The organism is Rhizobium giardinii bv. giardinii H152 (assembly GCF_000379605.1).
Lineage (GTDB): Bacteria > Pseudomonadota > Alphaproteobacteria > Rhizobiales > Rhizobiaceae > Pararhizobium > Pararhizobium giardinii.
This window is the reverse complement of record NZ_KB902682.1, coordinates 32,176-48,640: the sequence shown is the minus strand read 5'-3', so window position 1 is coordinate 48,640 and position 16,465 is coordinate 32,176. Positions and strand designations below refer to the sequence as shown.

Annotated in this window: 13 protein-coding genes and 3 pseudogenes; 7 read left to right on the top strand and 9 right to left on the bottom strand. The window is 59.2% G+C overall.

The window, feature by feature from the left end:
• Positions 1–375: 375 nt before the first annotated feature.
• The 3 genes from A3AY_RS0118935 to A3AY_RS0118920 all read left to right on the top strand — a co-directional run bounded on the left by A3AY_RS0118935 (position 376) and on the right by A3AY_RS0118920 (position 3,356).
• Positions 376–1,581 (top strand): NAD(P)/FAD-dependent oxidoreductase, encoded by a 1,206-nt coding sequence (locus A3AY_RS0118935; protein WP_018327243.1) that lies wholly within the window; start codon positions 376–378, stop codon positions 1,579–1,581.
• A 370-nt stretch (positions 1,582–1,951) separates the two neighbouring features.
• Entirely contained in the window at positions 1,952–2,281 is a 330-nt protein-coding gene (locus A3AY_RS35535; protein ID WP_234913218.1) for a glycosyltransferase, read from the top strand.
• Positions 2,282–3,032: 751 nt separating this feature from the next.
• Positions 3,033–3,356 carry a hypothetical protein gene (locus A3AY_RS0118920; RefSeq protein ID WP_018327241.1) on the top strand — a complete coding sequence of 108 codons (324 nt, stop codon included), beginning with the start codon at positions 3,033–3,035 and terminating at the stop codon, positions 3,354–3,356.
• 35 nt (positions 3,357–3,391) lie between these two features.
• Here A3AY_RS0118920 and A3AY_RS0118915 read toward each other — a convergent pair whose 3' ends face one another.
• The 5 genes and pseudogenes from A3AY_RS0118915 to A3AY_RS35525 form a co-directional block, all read right to left on the bottom strand.
• On the bottom strand, positions 3,392–3,808 hold the full coding sequence (locus A3AY_RS0118915) for a hypothetical protein (RefSeq protein WP_018327240.1): 417 nt from the start codon (positions 3,806–3,808) through the stop codon (positions 3,392–3,394).
• 15 nt (positions 3,809–3,823) lie between these two features.
• Positions 3,824–4,336 (bottom strand): hypothetical protein, encoded by a 513-nt coding sequence (locus A3AY_RS39745; RefSeq protein WP_018327239.1) that lies wholly within the window; start codon positions 4,334–4,336, stop codon positions 3,824–3,826.
• A 1-nt stretch (position 4,337) separates the two neighbouring features.
• Positions 4,338–4,742 (bottom strand): hypothetical protein, encoded by a 405-nt coding sequence (locus tag A3AY_RS39740; RefSeq protein WP_018327238.1) that lies wholly within the window; start codon positions 4,740–4,742, stop codon positions 4,338–4,340.
• On the bottom strand, positions 4,743–5,390 hold the full coding sequence (locus A3AY_RS35530; RefSeq protein WP_051108370.1) for a thermonuclease family protein: 648 nt from the start codon (positions 5,388–5,390) through the stop codon (positions 4,743–4,745).
• Between the two features lie 36 nt (positions 5,391–5,426).
• Positions 5,427–5,912, bottom strand: a pseudogene (locus tag A3AY_RS35525) (IS5 family transposase); the annotation flags it as partial.
• Between the two features lie 201 nt (positions 5,913–6,113).
• On the opposite strand from A3AY_RS35525, the gene A3AY_RS35520 reads away from it, so the two are divergent.
• Positions 6,114–9,398, top strand: a complete 3,285-nt coding sequence (locus tag A3AY_RS35520) for an ATP-binding protein (RefSeq protein WP_018327235.1) — start codon at positions 6,114–6,116, stop codon at positions 9,396–9,398.
• 393 nt (positions 9,399–9,791) lie between these two features.
• Here A3AY_RS35520 and A3AY_RS0118885 read toward each other — a convergent pair whose 3' ends face one another.
• The 3 genes and pseudogenes from A3AY_RS0118885 to A3AY_RS35515 all read right to left on the bottom strand — a co-directional run.
• Positions 9,792–11,126 carry an NAD(P)/FAD-dependent oxidoreductase gene (locus A3AY_RS0118885; RefSeq protein ID WP_026203609.1) on the bottom strand — a complete coding sequence of 445 codons (1,335 nt, stop codon included), beginning with the start codon at positions 11,124–11,126 and terminating at the stop codon, positions 9,792–9,794.
• Between the two features lie 182 nt (positions 11,127–11,308).
• A pseudogene (locus A3AY_RS37945) lies at positions 11,309–11,485 on the bottom strand (peptide ABC transporter permease); the annotation flags it as partial.
• A pseudogene (locus A3AY_RS35515) lies at positions 11,484–12,296 on the bottom strand (ATP-binding cassette domain-containing protein); the annotation flags it as partial. The pseudogenes A3AY_RS37945 and A3AY_RS35515, both read right to left, overlap by 2 nt.
• A gap of 204 nt (positions 12,297–12,500) precedes the next feature.
• Between A3AY_RS35515 and A3AY_RS0118875 the strand changes: the two are divergent.
• A complete protein-coding gene (locus A3AY_RS0118875; protein WP_018327232.1) occupies positions 12,501–13,169 on the top strand; it encodes a FadR/GntR family transcriptional regulator in 669 nt (222 codons plus the stop codon).
• 135 nt (positions 13,170–13,304) lie between these two features.
• Here A3AY_RS0118875 and A3AY_RS0118870 read toward each other — a convergent pair whose 3' ends face one another.
• Complete coding sequence (locus A3AY_RS0118870) at positions 13,305–14,213, bottom strand: LysR substrate-binding domain-containing protein (RefSeq protein WP_026203608.1); 909 nt, start codon at positions 14,211–14,213, stop codon at positions 13,305–13,307.
• A gap of 68 nt (positions 14,214–14,281) precedes the next feature.
• Between A3AY_RS0118870 and A3AY_RS0118865 the strand changes: the two genes are divergently transcribed.
• Both A3AY_RS0118865 and pdxA read left to right on the top strand, forming a co-directional pair.
• Complete coding sequence (locus tag A3AY_RS0118865; RefSeq protein ID WP_018327230.1) at positions 14,282–15,493, top strand: four-carbon acid sugar kinase family protein; 1,212 nt, start codon at positions 14,282–14,284, stop codon at positions 15,491–15,493.
• On the top strand, positions 15,490–16,464 hold the full coding sequence (gene pdxA / locus A3AY_RS0118860) for a 4-hydroxythreonine-4-phosphate dehydrogenase PdxA (RefSeq protein ID WP_018327229.1): 975 nt from the start codon (positions 15,490–15,492) through the stop codon (positions 16,462–16,464). Before A3AY_RS0118865 ends, pdxA begins: the two co-directional genes overlap by 4 nt.
• Position 16,465 lies beyond the last annotated feature (1 nt).

Here is a 16,465-nt window from a genome sequence, read left to right as displayed (position 1 = left end):
GGGAGAGAGTCTACACCCGCTTAGGCGCGTCCGGCTTCAGTGGAATATGCAATCGCTACCTGTTCTCCGGACAAGGATATCCTGAACCTTCGCATAGGATACTTCCGCGCGGCTTTCATTATAGATGACGTGTCGAGACAATTTGCCGACCGGGTAAGGCGAAGCCTGTGGTGAAGAAACCATCACCCCGCTGCAGCTCGAGCCGATGGATGCCTGAAAGATCTGCAGGCGACATTCGGTAACGCATACATTGCCGTTCGGACTCCTCGACGCACCACACGAACTCGCTTGCGGGTGTGGAACAGTCGTGTCGGTGGGATCGCCGACTTTGCATCACAGCTGTTTTCAACAAGGACTAAGAGGGATGTCATGTCTATGAATATCGTGATTATTGGTTCCGGCTTCGCGGGGCTGATGGCAGCGCTGGGCGCCTCCCGGCTACGCCATGAAAAAGGCGTCTCGCCGGACGAACTGGCCATTACCGTGGTGTCGCCTGCGCCAGAAACGGTCATCCGTCCGCGTCTCTATGAACGCAACCCCGAACAGATGGTCGCGCCTCTCACGGAATTGTTCGCTGCCACTGATATCAACTATCATCAGGGTAGCGTCGAGACGATCGACAGCGTTGCTTCGGCGATCACGGTCGTCGCGGCGGATGGCACTTCCGCCACCCTAGCCTATGATCGGCTGGTCCTCGCGGCAGGAAGCGATGGTTTCACTCCCCCGATCCCTGGTCTTGCCGAGTTCGGCTTCGCCGCCACGCAAATGGCCGAGGCGGTGGCGCTCGATCGCCACCTGCACGCTCTGGCGCAGAAACCGGCATCGACAGCGCGCAACACGGTTGTGGTCGGTGGTGCCGGTTTCACCGGGCTGGAGGTCGCCACCGAGCTGCCAGGACGTCTGCGCGAGATAATGGGCGAGGATGCGGATATCCGTGTCATCATCGTCGATCGGTCGGAACATGTCGCGCCGGCGATGGGCACCGACCCCCGACCCTTCATCGAGGAGCGGCTACGCACGCTGGGCGTGGAGACGCGGTTGAATGTTGGCATTGGGGCGCTCGACGAAAACGGTGTGACACTGGGTAACGGCGAGCGGATCGAAACGGCCACGGTGATCTGGTCCGCCGGTATGCGCGCCTCGCCGCTGACCGCGCAACTGCCGGCCGAGCGCGACAATCTGGGCCGGGTCATCGTAGAACGCGATCTGCGGGTGCCGGGAAGGAGCCAAATCTTCGCGACGGGCGATACGGCCAAGGCGCGGACCGACACGGCGGGGAACTACGCCGCCATGTCCTGTCAACATGCCCGCCGACTGGGTGCCTTCGCCGGACATAACGCTGCAGCGGATCTGCTCGGAGAACCGACACTTCCCTACGATCAGCCCGTTTATGTGACGTGCCTCGACCTTGGCCCCGACAACGCGATTTTTACGCGCGGATGGGATTCCAAGGTGGAAATCACCGGCGCGCAGGCCAAGGCGGTCAAGAAGGAGATAAACGAGGTCTGGATTTACCCGCCAAACGCCGAACGCACAGCCGCTTATGAGCATGTGCTCGCCGCTCGCACAATCGATTTCTAGTTGCCGCGCTGTACAGCGAAGCTGCGTGGCAGCGGTGGAGAGGCCCCCGCTGCCACGTCGGTTGGACGAAACGGCGAGGGTCATCAACCACCGCGGGGACGAGGCGATGAGGTGTTTGGAATCTGAAATGCCGCGACCAAAGCTGAGACTAACGCCTTCCAGTCGGTCCATTGAGACGGATCTGGGTGACGGTGCCGGTGGAACGATGACGTCAATGGCCGCATGGCCCGCACTCCGAGCCTTCAGCCACTCCCGCCGGCTGGCCGACGCCGCGCTATTCTCGGCGAACCGGTTCCTCGACGAACCGGTCAGAGCCGGCCCTGGGCTGTTTGGGACGGAGCCCGTGGTGACGGCATCCGGAGACCTCTCGATGAGCACCATCCTCAACATCGGCATGCACAGCTACGTCAACCCGACGCTGCCGATCGTAGCAGAGCTCGTCCGGCGTGGTCACCTGGTCACCTACCACACCTTCTCTGCGTTCGCGGCCCAGATTGAGGCCGCTGGTGCGAAGGTCCACCTCTACCCCGGTGGCGCCATGCCCCTGCCGGATCCGCCGATTCCCCACGCCTTGCTGGAAGAACTCGCGCGGACCACCCTCGGCCTGCGGCTCAGCGTGCTCTCGGATCTTCGCGGCGCCCTCACGGGACGGCCTGTCGATGGAGCGCGGTGGCCGCGCGAGAGCTCGATGTGCCAGTAACGGCCACGTTCACCACGTTCGCGTTCAACAGGCAGTTACCCAGCCCCACCGGCATCTCCCGCGCGCTGGTGGCCGCCGCCGCGGGCCGGTCCTCGCATCGGCTGGGGCTACGCGCGTGCGCGCTGGGCGCTGCACCGCGCACCGCATAGGCGTGCGTCTGAAATTAACAAGATCTGAAGCTAAACGTATCGCCATACTTGAGAACGAAGGCGGTATCGTTGCGCCGGACCGCGTGCCGTGAGCGATTACGTTAATGGTATAACCCTCCTAGTCAACTACCCGCCACAGCCAGTGTACGGTTGATGGACCATGCCCGACCTTAGAAACGCCAAAGACGCGACGGTTAATTATTTGACAGATTTTTTAACCGTCAGTCATGCCCATCAGCTTGGTACGCTCGACATATGTTGAGAGAGGAAAAAAATACCTGTCCTTATCGCACCAGAAATAACGGCCGACGGCCCCATATAATTTCAACTCGCTGAGAGGGGAGAAAGAGCTCTGCCCTCTCTCCCCCACAAGCAGAAAACCGGCCTTCCCCATGCTTCGGCCTTCGGCCTGCAGCACCGGTCGGATTCGCTTTGCTCTATCCGACCCGGCCCTACGGGTGGGCGATACCCCTTCCGGTTTTCAGCTTGTCCCCCTCTCTTCCGCTGCTCCGCGCAAGCTCGGGAGCAGGAGCAGGGCTCCTGCCCTCCCTTCGATTTCGGGAGGACAAGGAGTGACCGCGTAGCCTGGAAAAGTGGGTGCGATGACAGAAACGGGAAAATTGAAAGTGGGATCGAGCCTGAAGGCGATGATGGAGCGGCATATCGCGGCACAATTGGCGATCATTGATGCGGTGCGCGAATGGGACGGGCGCCGGACCGGCGGTGACGTCAGCAGCATTGTTTATGTCAACGCTTTGCTCGATGTGACCAGAGAAGAAGAGGCGGCCAGGATCAAAATTGTCCGTCACGAACCTCGGGACGATCGGGAAGCAGAACTCAAGCTGACCTATATTGCTGCGTATCTGATGGCGACGAAGCGGACTTTGAAAACCGTCGAGATGGCCGCTGTCATAGGTACGACCTGAGAAGTGTAAAGCCGCCATCGAGGCGGCTTATTCTTTCAGTTGAGGGTAGCAATCCACTCGCCGGATGCTGCTTTGGCGAAGCCAACGATCCGATCAAGGGGCTGCGCCTGGGATCCCACCTTGACTGAGGTAATGCACGCGACGCCGGGACCTGAGCTCGCCTTGTCACACTGACCCAGCGCTAGCGTGATTTCCGGCAAATTCTCCCTATCCCAAACGAGAGGGGACGCGGCGTAAGCCTTGCGGTAGGCCGATAGTGCTTCAGCCTGCGTGGGCGCCACGACGGTAGGGATCGGGCAGAGGGATGGATCAGCCTTGATGAAAGCAGCAATCACCTCCTTAGAGACGACTTCGACCTCTTTGGATGACGTTGACGTCGCAAACCAAGTGCCGCCGGCGCCGGCGACCAGGCCAACGCTGGCTGCGATCGTGAGTAGAACATTCTGGTTCATGCGGGATCCTCGTTGTCAGGTGTTGAGGTTAAACCAGAAGCGCTCCTTGACGCCCCTGTCGTTCGGGATGTCGAAGAACCACGGATTTTCGCGTCGCGGACGAGGAGTTGCGACTTCGTTGATGCAGCGCTTGTCGCCGCCGCTCTCGTTAAAGCGACGATAGCCTTGATCCCGACGCTCCTTGCAAACATCGACGGTCTTGACGCATTGGTCTGGTTCGCCGCGAAACCCGTCGCGATCGCGGCTGTAACCGACTTTGCTTCCCTTGGGGCACTCTTCGTATTCTTCCCGTCCTGGTTCGCCGGCTTTCGCTTGGTGGCAGACGGGCCAATCGAATCCCGGCTTCGCCATTGCGCTGATGAGCTTCTTCATCGGCGGAACACAATAAGGAACGCCCTGCCAGGAGGGACTTTGCGATGCCGCGCAAAGGAGAATCTGGCAGCCCCATTCTGCATCTTGCGCCTTTGCCGCCGTGGGGGCCAACGCCAGCGCAGCAAGGCCGGTGGCGGTATAAAGCAGGTGTCTCATGTCAGGTCATCCTCGTGATGGTTGCGACTGAAAACGCCCGATTGACGAGCTGTTCGTCGATCGGTGTGACATGCTGCACTCGGTCGCCCGCGGCGGAGATCACGGCGGCAATGAGCGCAAAAGCTGCGAACCAGGAGATCCCGATGCGAAACAGCAGTGGCTGATTGGGAATGTCCCGGCACAGGGGAGGAAAGGCGAAGAGCGCGACCAGGAAGCTGTCGAAGGAGAGATGTCTCTGATCGTGGAAGATTATCGAGACGATCAGTAACAGGAGCCCGAAAGCGCCATGAATCCACCAGAGACGTTCGGACAGGATCAGCAGAACGAACGAAAATGCTATGGCGAGCAACGGGCCCGCCAATGGATCGGTTGCGAAGGCATTCGCAATATGGGCGAAGTCCGGCAACTATCGGTCTGTCCTTTTCGGCTTTTTCCGAGCGTCAATGAAGGGGGGCGAGATCTCGCTCTCGCGTTCCGCCAGCAGGTTGAAATCGGCGATCGGGCGGCGATCGAGGCTCTTATCGACGGACTTTCGGCGCCATTCGTTCATGTCGAGGACATAGGTCGCCCACATCCCATAGCGCGCCGCCATGGCGTGGTTCTGGTAGGCCAGATATTGACTGCTCGCCGGATAGGGCGAGGCGACACGCGCCCAACCGACCCGCAGCATTTCCGCGGCAAGGTCGCGCCCGCGCGCAGTGCAGCGAGCCTCAGGGATGCCATCATTGCCGTAGGTTACGACGCTGCATTCGACAGGCTTGTTCCCTACCGTCCTCTTCAGCCAGGCCTTTGCAAGCGCGCCGCATGGAACGGGCGAAGGACCCTTTTGCCGTTCGCGGTTCACCCACTTGGGGTCCAGTTGCGGGAGTTCGCAGGTGTCGATGTCGACGAGGCGAACGCGCTGCGCATGCTGAGGATACCAGAGGGTCCGACCGTCCATGACGGCGACCCGACCTTTGTAGATGGGATACTGATAAACCGGAGCATAGGTCTGCTGCCGGCTTGCAAAGGCCTGGCTCTTGGCGAGATCGGCGGCCGTTGCTGCTTGGACAATCGCGGTAAGAGCCGCTGCGGCGGCTAGGCCGTGAACTCATAAAACGCGCAGCCAAAGCTGTGGATGCAGCCCGCTTAGGAGAACCGAACACAGCCGGTTGTCGTGAGCCTCACCGGGCGTAAGACCAATGCGCACCGGCAGACTATTGGCGTCCACGACGGCGTGAATCTTGCTTGTCAGCCCACCACGTAAACGGCCCATTTGTTGATCGCGGTTATTCGCGATGCAGGCCCCGTGCTGGTGGACCCGAACGACTGACGTGTCGATCATCTGCACGCCCGCATTGTGAGCAACCGCCAGTGCATCCCTGATCTGATCCCAGCCGCCAGCCCGCCGCCAGCGAACGAAGCGATTGTAACGGGTCGTATGGGGACCATAGTTCTTTGGCAGATCGCGCCACGGCGCACCCGATCGCAAGACCCAGAAGATGCCGTTGAGAATGCGCCGGTCGTCGACACGGGGTATGCCGCGTGCCTTGTTCGGGAGCATCGGCGCAGTGACGCGCCATTCAGAGTCGCTAAGTTATATCGCATGCTCAAACCAACTTACGGACGAGGACCACATCAGCGCCCCACTCAAGGCCTCGTCCTGCGTTCCGGGGTTAGCACCAATTTGGAACTGACAGTGAGCCGGTCCGACGGAGACTATTGACTTGCGGCCGACATAGCGCGAACTAGGAATGACGCTCATTTGGAATGGACCGTAGCCAGTCGAGGAACGGTCATGCACGATATCGCCGAGTGGCTGAAGGGCCAAGGTTTTGCGGAGTACGCGGAAGCGTTCGCCAGGAACAAAATCGATCGCGATGTGCTACCCCGCTTAACGGGGGAGGACCTCAAGGAGATGGGCGTTGCCACGGTCGGCGATCGCCGGAGGCTTCTCGATGCGATCGCCGACCTTTCACGGACCCACAATGCGCGGCATGAGGAAGTTGTCGCGGAACCCGTCGCATGTGCTAGGTCCCCGGAGGGAGTGTCAGCCGAACGCCGCCAGCTCACGGTGATGTTCTGTGACCTCGTGGGTTCGACGCCTCTCTCGGTGGAATTCGACCCCGAGGACCTAGCCAACGCAATCCGTGTGTATCACGAAAGCTGCACGAAAGTCGTCGCGCGATGGGATGGGCACATCGCCAAGTTTATGGGCGATGGGGTCCTGATCTATTTCGGCTGGCCGCGCGCCCATGAGGATGATGCTGAGCGCGCCGTCCAGTCGGGTCTCGAACTAACATCGGCAGTGGCAACGTTGGACACCGCAATAGGACGGCCCCTTGCAGCTCGTGTCGGCATCGCAACCGGCCTTGTAATGGTCGGTGAAACGACCGGCGCAGGTACGGCACGTGAGCAAGCTGTGGTTGGCGAAACGCCGAATTTGGCGGCGCGCCTGCAAAGCGTCGCGGAGCCTGGGACTGTGGTAGTCGCGTCGAGCACGCGGAAGCTGCTCGGCAATCTGTTCAAGACAACCGAGCTTGGCGAGCAGTCCTTGAAGGGATTTGCGGAGCCCGTGTGCGCTTGGTGCGTGACCGGCAAAGAGCCCAAGGAAACGCGCTTTGAGGCGCTGCACGGCGGACTTCGTACGCCGCTGATCGGGCGTGACGATGAGGTGGAACTGCTTATGAAACGATATCAGCAGGCAGAAGCAGGAGAAGGCCAGGTCGTCCTCATTTCGGGCGAGCCCGGCATCGGCAAGTCCCGGCTTTGCGAGGCCTTGCGGGCCGGCCTCCTCGACCGGCCGCATACGCGTCTGACGTACCAGTGCTCGCCTTCTCACACGGACCGAGCGTTTCACCCTTTGGCCATGCAGCTTGAGCAGGCGGCCGACATTCGGCCGGACCTCGATCCTGGCGAAAAGTTGAGGAGGCTTGCTGCGATGCTCCGGATGTCCGCTCACGGCACCAAGGAGCAATTGTCGGTCCTCGCTACCTTTCTCTCAATTCCGAAGAATGGAGGAGAGGGGTCGCCGAGCCTCGATGCGGCCCAACAGTCGGAGCGAACCTATGACGTGCTTGCGGGCCTCGTGGAAGACTCCTGCGCCAACGGCCCCTCAGTTCTCATCTTCGAGGACTTGCACTGGTGCGACCAGTCCACGCTCGAATTTCTCAGCAGGCTGGTCGACAGGGTAGAGTCCCTGCCGGTTCTGCTGCTGGTCACCTCTCGCCCCGGCATCCGCGTGCCCTGGTCGGATCAGCCTCATGTCACGACGCTGATGTTGAATCGCATCAGCAAGCGTGACTGCGAGAAAATGCTAAATTCGCTGTCAAACGATGACTTGCTTCCGGAGCGCCTAGTTGAGGAGATTGTCAAGCGGAGCGATGGCATCCCGCTTTTTCTTGAGGAGATGGCTCGGACCCTCATCGAGACACGAAGCGGCAAACCAACTGCCACTGGTGAATTCGAGCTGGATGTGCCCGCATCGCTTCAGGACCTGCTTATGGCCCGGCTCGACCGGCTGGCCACGGGAAAGCCGGTCATTCAGACCGCAGCTGCGATTGGTCGCGAGTTCACGACCGAGCTCCTCGGGCACATATGCGACCTGAACGGAGCTGCGCTCCAGAATGCTCTGGACGAGCTGGTAGAGGCCGGGCTGCTGGTCTCCCGACAAATCGCCTCGGGAGCGACTTACGTCTTCAAGCACGCGCTTCTTCACGATGCTGCCTATAGCAGCTTGCTTCGTGATACGAGGAGAGAGCTGCACAAGCGAGTCGCGGGTGCGCTCAGACAGTCGCTGGACACCGATCCCGCATTGCTGGCGCATCATTACGAATGTGCGCATGCGTGGGAAGAGTCGCTGAATTTCCGGCTTCTGGCTGCGGCGAAAGCCGAGAGCCGATCAGCTGGTTGGGAGGCGGCCGAGCATTACCGGCGCGCCATCCATGCTCATGAACACCTTCCCGACACCGCGGAGTACCGCCAAGCCTACCTCGAAACCGTCCTGGCCCAAATCGCAAGCGGCGGGGAGGGATACGCGACTGAAGGAGAGCGCGCTGAGGCGCTTCACCAGATCAACAAGGCAATTGAACTCGCTGAGGGAAATGTCCCGGCTTTGGCACGCCTGGAGTCGTTCAAGGGAATGGCTTGGCGGGAGGAGTCTTTGCTGGCGACCGCAGAGCGGCGTGCCAGTGTCGCAGACGCTGAGCTTCAGGCCCAGGTCGCGCGCCGTTACGCCTACTTCCTGGGCAATACCGGACGGCTTGAGGAATCGCTCGGGAAGATCGAAAAGGCCGTCAAGCTCTTGAAGCAAGCCGGAGCTCTGGAAGAGCTCGGTAAATTCGCCGCAGGCGCAGGCCGCTGCAACAATGCTCGCGCCGGCAGGCTGGAACGGTCTCTGCAGTTCGCGGAGATGGCCCGAGAGATTGCAGCGTTTACCCACAGCCTGGAGGTGCGCTCGTGGTTTGCAATGGAAGCGGAGCCTTGGTTTTATAAGGGGCTTTGGCACCGCGCAGTCCGGGTTGTCGACGAGAATTTATCGACAGCTTGGGAAAACAGGATGTGGAACGTCGTATTATGGGCTTCGGGTTGGGCCGCCATCGCCTGTTTGAAGTTAAACCGCATTTCCGATGCCCGAGCCTTTTTGGAGCCGGCAATGAAGACGGCGGCGCGCCGCCTGGATTTCGATTTCTGCAAAATTTATCCGCATATCGCACTGAGCCAATTGCAGCTTGCCGAAGGCGATGCTGCAGCGGGATTGCAATCTGCGGAACGCGCGTTGGAGCTCGCGGAGCGCGTCACTGCAAGGCTTGAGATCGGCGCTGCTCACCGCGCACTCGGCCAAGCCTACGAGGCCAACGGCGATCGCCAATCGGCCGACGGGCAGTTCCGTCGAAGTATTGCCGTTCTTCAGAAAATCCAGTCCCGGCCCGAGCTCGCCCAGAGCCTGCTTGCTTTTGGCAAATTTGAACTCGCGACTGAAAGAGATAAAGCCGAGCGACTGCTACACAGCGCTCTTAAACTTTTCAAAGAGATAAAAGCGGACGGTTGGGTCGAAGAAACCCAAAGCGCGCTTCTCCAATGATCGCATCAACCTGACGCCGACAGAAAATGTCGCGCGTACCCACTCGTTTCAGCAAGCGCCCACGTTCTACCCGCCCGTCACTTTCACCGTTGTCCCATCGGCGACAGTAACTTGGTGACGACGTCGTAGTGGACCGCGCTAGCGGTGTCGGTGACGGTCTTGGAGACCGGAAGCTCGTGCATTTCTTGTCAGCCTCGATTTAATGAGTTCACGGCCTAGTTCGCGATCACCTGTTGCGCCAAATTTTTTCGATCACAGTTGAGACCACAAAACTCGACGGGACCTTGATGTCAGTTCTGATCCGGTTTTATAGCCCGCACGCAGTTGTGGGTTTCGGCGTCTCGCGCATGGCCAGGTGACAAACAGTACCTCGAGTTACACCCGCGGTCGGGGCTACATCATTTCCGGACGTCTGATCACCGAACCATCGGTGAACCGGTTCAGCCTGTAGGGTGAGATGTCTGTCATCGGCGTTTCATTCAGGACGATCTGACTTACCAGCCGACCGGCCCCCGGCCCGATAGCAAAGCCGTGTCCGCTGAAGCCCGCGGCAATCACGTAACCGGGCAGTTGCTCCACTGTTGAGATAACGGGAACGAGGTCCGGAGAGGTATCGATGAGCCCTCCCCACGCGCGCTCGGCCCCAATCCCTTTGAGCGCCGGGAACTCGCTCTCAAGGTTCCTGATGGCGAGTTTGACAAGTTCAGCGTCTGGCGCTGGATCGAGAATGCGGTTCTTTTCAAACGGCGAGATCTCGTCGTTCTCCCAACCACCGAACGCATCTGGACCACTCCAGAAGCTGCTGTTGAGGCGATATTTGAGCTTCTTGCTGATCTTGCTGCGATACATCTGGTAGAATTTGAATGCGTATCGCATTCCCCGCGGCGTGATGTCGAGCGTACCATGTCCCGGCACGGCAACCGTGTAGGAGCCGTCTGTCCGACGCCGCAACACGAAGTTTGAAGCCGAGAGGCATCCTGCTTGAATGATTTCGGGCGCGGGGGTCGTTTTGATCGCGGTCCCGGAGATGTTTGCGACCGGCAGCTCAATGCCATAGCGATGCGAAAAGCGAGAAGCCCATGCTCCCCCAGCGCAAACAACGGTGCTCGCTTTCACAAGTCCTCGTTCCGTCCACACTCCTGTTACCCGGCCGTTTGCAATGTCGAGGCCCCGAACGGCGCAGTTCTGATGGAGCGATACCCCGGTTTCCTTCGCGGCCTCGGCGATGGCAGGCACAGCGAGGCTGGGCTCCGCTCTCCCATCGGTCGGAGACCAAACGCCGCCGGCCCAGGAGGATGTGCCACCCGAAGTCCGCTCGTTAGCCTCGGAAGCACTGAGTATCTGGCTGTGAAATCCCTGAATGCGTGCAGCCTGGCCCCACTTTTCCCACCGGGCGACATCCGCCTCGTTTTTGGTGCAGTAAAGTATCCCGCTTCGACGAAACCCAAGATCGCGGCTTATCTCGGTGCCCAATTCCTCCCAGCGCCTCAGACTGTACATGGCGAGGGCCAGTTCGTAGATATCGCGGTTCTGCTGGCGGACCCATCCCCAGTTGCGGCTTGACTGCTCGCCGCCGACAATGCCCTTTTCAAGCAGAGCAACGGACACCCCTTTGCGGGCGAGCTCATAGGCCGTGCAAGTACCCACGATCCCCGCCCCGATCACGACGACGTCAACCTCGGTTGGAAAAGAGGCGCTATCACTTACTTTCTGAACCTGGACCGGCATAGTCTCCATTCCTCTGGCATCGTGCTCCGATCATTCCTGACGGGAACGCTAAAAACTCATTCATTAGCCGTCGCGAAACAGACGTTCCCAACGCTGTGCAGTGGCGGCGACGCAGACTCTGTTCCGCCGACCTCACGTGCGGGTAAACGGCCTTTTGGGTGTCGCGCGAAATGGTGCTTCTCTTAGTTGTGATCCCCGCGAACATCGAGCGCATCACGCAACCTGTCGCCGATGAAGTTGAAGCTGGTTACAGCGATCGTTATGGCCGCCCCGGGGATGGTCGCCAGCCACGTTGCGGTCCCCAGATATTGCTGCACGCCGTTCAGCATATTGCCCCAGCTGGGCAGCGGCGGCTGAAGCAGGCACGACTCGCTGGCTGCCGAACAGCGCGCTGCCGCTGCGATAGGTCTTGCACAATCCATTGACCGACGGAAATCGTCTCATCGCTTTTCTGCGCCTTGAGCTTTCCGTCTTCGCCGGTGAGGTGCGGAACGGCAGCGATCAGGCGCTGCGTGTAAGGGCGGCTGGGGATTTGAGAACTTGGTCGGCGCCTCCCTGTTCGACGATCCGCCCTTTGTCCATAACCACGACGCTGTCGGCGATTTCAGCCACAACACCGAAGTCGTGGGGTATGAACATGACGCTCATATCCTTGCGACGCTGAATGTCGCTGGCGCTGACCACCCGAAAGCCGGAAGGGGTACTGCTGATACATGAGTTCCGGGTCGGGCAGAGCAACTCGAGCGCGCGGTCCCGCCGCGACGCTTTCGTACCCACACCATGGGCCGCCATCACTTCGGTAACCTGCTCGCCGACTGTCATTAGCGGGGTAAGCGCTGAAAGCGGATCCTGAAAGATCATCGACACGACGCGGCCGCGCAGCTGTCGCGATTTTTTTTCAGGCGCGCCGACGATGGTCGTTCCGCCAAGATTAATCGCCCCCGACGTGACTGGAATGATCTTGGGCAAGAGTCCCATGATCGTGTTCGCCGTTACCGACTTGCCTGACCGTGACTCGCCGATAATGCGAAGGATCTGACCACGCTCGAGCTCAAACGAGACATTTTCGACGGCATGAGCGCGTGCCATGCCTTTCGGCAGGTCGGCTGTCAGGCCACGCACCGACAGCGCTGCGTCATTTATGGCAACAGCCTCGATTTTTGTGGCCATCGATTTAGCTCCCTTTTTCAACGCAGCTTTTCGTTCGCGGTTTTGTCGCTGCCCTATTCTTGCTGCCTGCGTTTGTCCACTGGGCCTTCAGCGCCATCTGCTACCATTAGAGCGGTGATCCGCGGGTTGATATAGGGATTGGTCTTGCCATTGGTGTCAATATAGATCAAATTGGTTGCGCAAATAATTGTTGGAGGGCGGCGCATGAGCTTGGTGTTGAAGGATTTCATTGACGCGGAAGGTCTGGAGCCAGGGGATCGATTGCCTCCTGAGCGCGACTTGGCGCTGAAACTTGGGATGCCCCGCACCGCCCTTCGAAGGATGCTTGGTGCATTGGAGAAGGAAGGCCGCCTCATCAGGCATGTTGGCAGGGGGACCTTTATCGCCGGCAGCGGGGTAAGTTCGAGCGCCCTTCGTCGCCCATTGAGCAATGAAGGAAGCGCATTGCGCACCTATCCGGCGGAAGTTTTCGAGGCTCGGCTTATCATAGAACCCAAGATCGCCGCTCTGGCAGCGTTGCGGGCGACCAGGCAGGAAATCGAAGAAATGCAGAAGTCAATCGTTCGAGGCAACACGTCGGAATCACTGGGCGATTTCGAGAAATGGGACGCTGTCTTTCACCGCATAATCGTTCAGGCCGCGCGTAACGGTCTTCTTGCCTCGCTCTATGAAGGTATTCACGCAGTACGGGCGGGAAACCTCTGGGGAAAAATGAAAGAACAATCGCTGACCTCTGAGCGCATGACAGCGTATATCGTCAGCCATCAGGCGATTCTCGATGCAATCAAAGATCGTGACAGCAGAGAGGCTGAGCGGAATATGTACGACCACATCATTGAAGCCAGAACAAACATACTAGGCCCCAGCATCTGAACTTTGCGCGACCATGGTATCGACGCATGCTGTCCCAGTGACCGTCAAGGTTGCGATCTCCGCCATGTCGCTCATCTAGCACATTATCTCACGAAGCAGAGTATCAGCCTCAGGGAGCTGACCAGACTGCGCGCCTCATGGGCCAAACTGCGCGCGAAGCCAGGAGAGGAAGTTACGTTTTCTAGCATCGCCTTCGAAGGGAAGGCGGCTCAACAGGATGTAGCTATAGCCGTTGCCGGAGAATCCCCGCGGCGCCACCAGCTGCCCGCTTTCCAAAGCATCGGCTACCAACGGCTCGGGACCGATTGCAGCACCTAAGCCAGCGATTGCCGCCTCTATGCTCAGATAGAAATGTTCGAATACCTGGTTGCCGGGTGGATTTGGATCTGCGAGTTGATTATCGGCGATGTATCGTACCCACGCGTCTCGACGCGTGGCCGAATGGATGCGAGGCAAGGAGAGAATTTCATGTTCGCCGGAAGCCAACAGGCGTGGCGCGCATACAGGGCTAACACGTTCTTCCACTAGCGTTTCCACAAAGAGCCCGGGCGACCAGCTAAAATCGCTTCTCCGTAGTGCCAAATCGATATGGCTTCTGTCGAAGCTCACCGGACCACCAGAGGCCAATACATGAACCTCGACATCCGGATGAAGTGCATTGAATTGCGGAAGGCGAGGAATTAGCCACCGCTGCGTGAATGTCGGCTCGCAAGAGACCACCAGCGGTGCCGAACCGCCGACTCTTATGACCTCGCAACAATCGCTGATCTGGCGAAGCACCTCGCTCATCGTAACAAGAAGGCGTCGCCCCGGATCGGTGAGGAAAACGGCCCTGTTTCTTCGTTCGAAAAGAGCCACTCCAAGGTCTTCCTCAAGCAAGCGGATTTGCTTGCTGATGGCGCTGTGTGTGACAAACAATTCATCGCCGGCACGACCGAAATTCAAATGACGGGCAGCGGATTCAAAGGCTCTCAGTGTGGATAATGAGGGGACTCGTGCGGCCATATCTGTAACTTGAAGTGACGGAATTCTGTCAGAATTCATCGTTTTTTCGCCGGAGGCAATAGCGCTAATACTTTCTCGCATCATTGAGAACCGACGGGAGAGCGATTTTGAAGGTAGGAATTCTCGCCGACGATCTGACGAGCGCAACAGATGGCGCCGGACCATTCGTGAGCATGGGGCACAGATGCTTTGTCTTCACCGATCATCAGCGATCGCCTCTGGAAAATGCCGCGATTATCTCGGTGAACAAGGCAAGCCGTGCAGTATCCGTTGAGGACGCTGTCGATCGGGCGACGCTGGCCGCAAAAAGCCTGGCGGCCTCGGATATACTTTACAGTACCGTTGATTCCACCATTCGTGGGCACGTTGGAGCGGAAATAACCGCTGCACGCGCGGCTTCCGGTCGGGCCGTTGCAATCGTGGCTCCGGCCTTCCCGGCGGGTGGGCGAACCACTGAAGGAGGGCGGCAGCTTCTTCGTGGCGTGCCGTTGGAGGAGACCGAATTTGCAAGAGACCCGCTCCACCCCATAACAGACTCTCATCTTCGCGCCCTGTTCCGGGGGATTCCTGACGCGGAAGTGCGTTTTCTTGGGCTTGCGGAAGTTCGCGCATTGAAATCCGGCGAACTTGTCGCGGATGGCAGGAAGTTACTGATAGCCGATGCAGCAACGCAGGACGATCTGGCCCTTCTGGTGAAATCGGCGGCGGATCCAAAATCCATCCTTTGGTGCGGTTCGCCGGGTCTGGCGACTGCGTTGGCGGACTATTTTGGCCCAGCTGGTGACACCGCACGATCGACCCGCACGGCGTCACTCAATCTCTTTGTCATCGGCAGCGTCAATCCTCTGAGCCGCGAGCAATGCTCAAGGCTGAGAAGCAACGACAACGTCGGGCAGATCGTCGTCGACTCCGAGGAGGCGTCTCGCTCTCCGGTTCTCGCGGCCGAAAGCGCCGTTGCGCAGTACAGCCAATCGGGGCCAACCGGAGATGTCATCCTAACAACGTCTGAACGCGGCACGTCGGCCGATCCTCGATCCATTGCGATCGCTCTTGGTCAGGCGGTGCGCATGGTTATGGAGCGTTATCCCGTGACCGGGCTCTTCGTGACCGGCGGCGACACTGCCGAATCCGTGTTGGGTATACTTGAAATTGGTTCACTCGAACTTTTGGGTGAGATCGAGCCTGGAATTCCGCTCGGGCGCACGACCGGATCGCATCCCATTCACATCATCACAAAGGCAGGCGGCTTTGGTTCGTCGAATGTCATGCTGAAATCAGCCGAATTGCTTCGGGGCCTCTGGCTTGGAGATAAGAGATGAAGAAGCCTATCGGAATAACCATGGGCGATCCTTGTGGGATCGGCCCGGAAATCGTCGCACGCATTTTTGCGGACGGCCTGCCTGAGCATGCGGTGGTGATTGGTGACGCCAAGGTGATGGAACGTGCTGTTCGACTCCTCGATCTTCCGCTCCAGGTGCAGCCCATCACGTCAGTCGATGAGGCTGTCCCAGACGGCAAACTCATAGCCGTCCTCAAAGTTTCGGATCTACCTGACGATTTGCCGATCGGTCAGGTCGACGCTCGCGCTGGCCGCGCCAGCTACGACTATGTCGTGAGAGCGATCGACGAAGCACTGGCAGGCAACATTAGGGCAATCGTTACTGCACCGATCAACAAAGAAGCAATGAAAAAGGGTGGGCTCAATTATCCCGGCCATACCGAAATCCTTGCAGAACGGTCGGGGACCGACAAGTTCGCGATGATGCTGGCAAACGACGAACTGCGTGTCATTCTGGTTACGATCCATGTCTCGTTACGCGATGCGATCGACCGCGTGACGCAGGATTCGGTTCTCACAACGATCGAATTAGCGCACAGGGCAGTCAAAGCTTATGGTATTGCTTCGCCCCGCGTTGCGGTCGCCGGCCTCAATCCCCATGCCGGTGAAAACGGCATGTTCGGACGCGAAGATCTCGACATTATCGCACCAGCGATCAGCCGAGCTCAGGAGCTTGGAATAAACGCGTCCGGTCCGTGGCCCGGAGATACGATTTTCATGCGGGCCCGCAAGGGCGAGTTCGATATCGTCGTCGCGCAATATCACGACCAGGGGCTCGTTCCGGTCAAGTATCTCGGTATCGACAACGGCGTCAACGTTACCATCGGTTTGCCCTTCATCCGCACCAGCGTCGATCACGGCACCGCATTCGACATCGCAGGCCAAGGTACGGCCGACCATTCCTCTCTTCGCTACGCCTTCGACCAGGCGCTGCTTCTCAACGCAATCTAGG

Coding starts and splice junctions, on each gene's coding strand:
- A3AY_RS35535 (WP_234913218.1), top strand. CDS start 1,952: ATGAGCACCATCCTCAACATCGGCATGCACAGCTACGTCAACCCGACG.
- A3AY_RS35520 (WP_018327235.1), top strand. CDS start 6,114: ATGCACGATATCGCCGAGTGGCTGAAGGGCCAAGGTTTTGCGGAGTAC.
- pdxA (WP_018327229.1), top strand. CDS start 15,490: ATGAAGAAGCCTATCGGAATAACCATGGGCGATCCTTGTGGGATCGGC.
- A3AY_RS0118920 (WP_018327241.1), top strand. CDS start 3,033: ATGACAGAAACGGGAAAATTGAAAGTGGGATCGAGCCTGAAGGCGATG.
- A3AY_RS0118870 (WP_026203608.1), bottom strand. CDS start 14,213: ATGAATTCTGACAGAATTCCGTCACTTCAAGTTACAGATATGGCCGCA.
- A3AY_RS0118885 (WP_026203609.1), bottom strand. CDS start 11,126: ATGCCGGTCCAGGTTCAGAAAGTAAGTGATAGCGCCTCTTTTCCAACC.
- A3AY_RS39745 (WP_018327239.1), bottom strand. CDS start 4,336: ATGAGACACCTGCTTTATACCGCCACCGGCCTTGCTGCGCTGGCGTTG.
- A3AY_RS0118875 (WP_018327232.1), top strand. CDS start 12,501: ATGAGCTTGGTGTTGAAGGATTTCATTGACGCGGAAGGTCTGGAGCCA.
- A3AY_RS0118935 (WP_018327243.1), top strand. CDS start 376: ATGAATATCGTGATTATTGGTTCCGGCTTCGCGGGGCTGATGGCAGCG.
- A3AY_RS0118915 (WP_018327240.1), bottom strand. CDS start 3,808: ATGAACCAGAATGTTCTACTCACGATCGCAGCCAGCGTTGGCCTGGTC.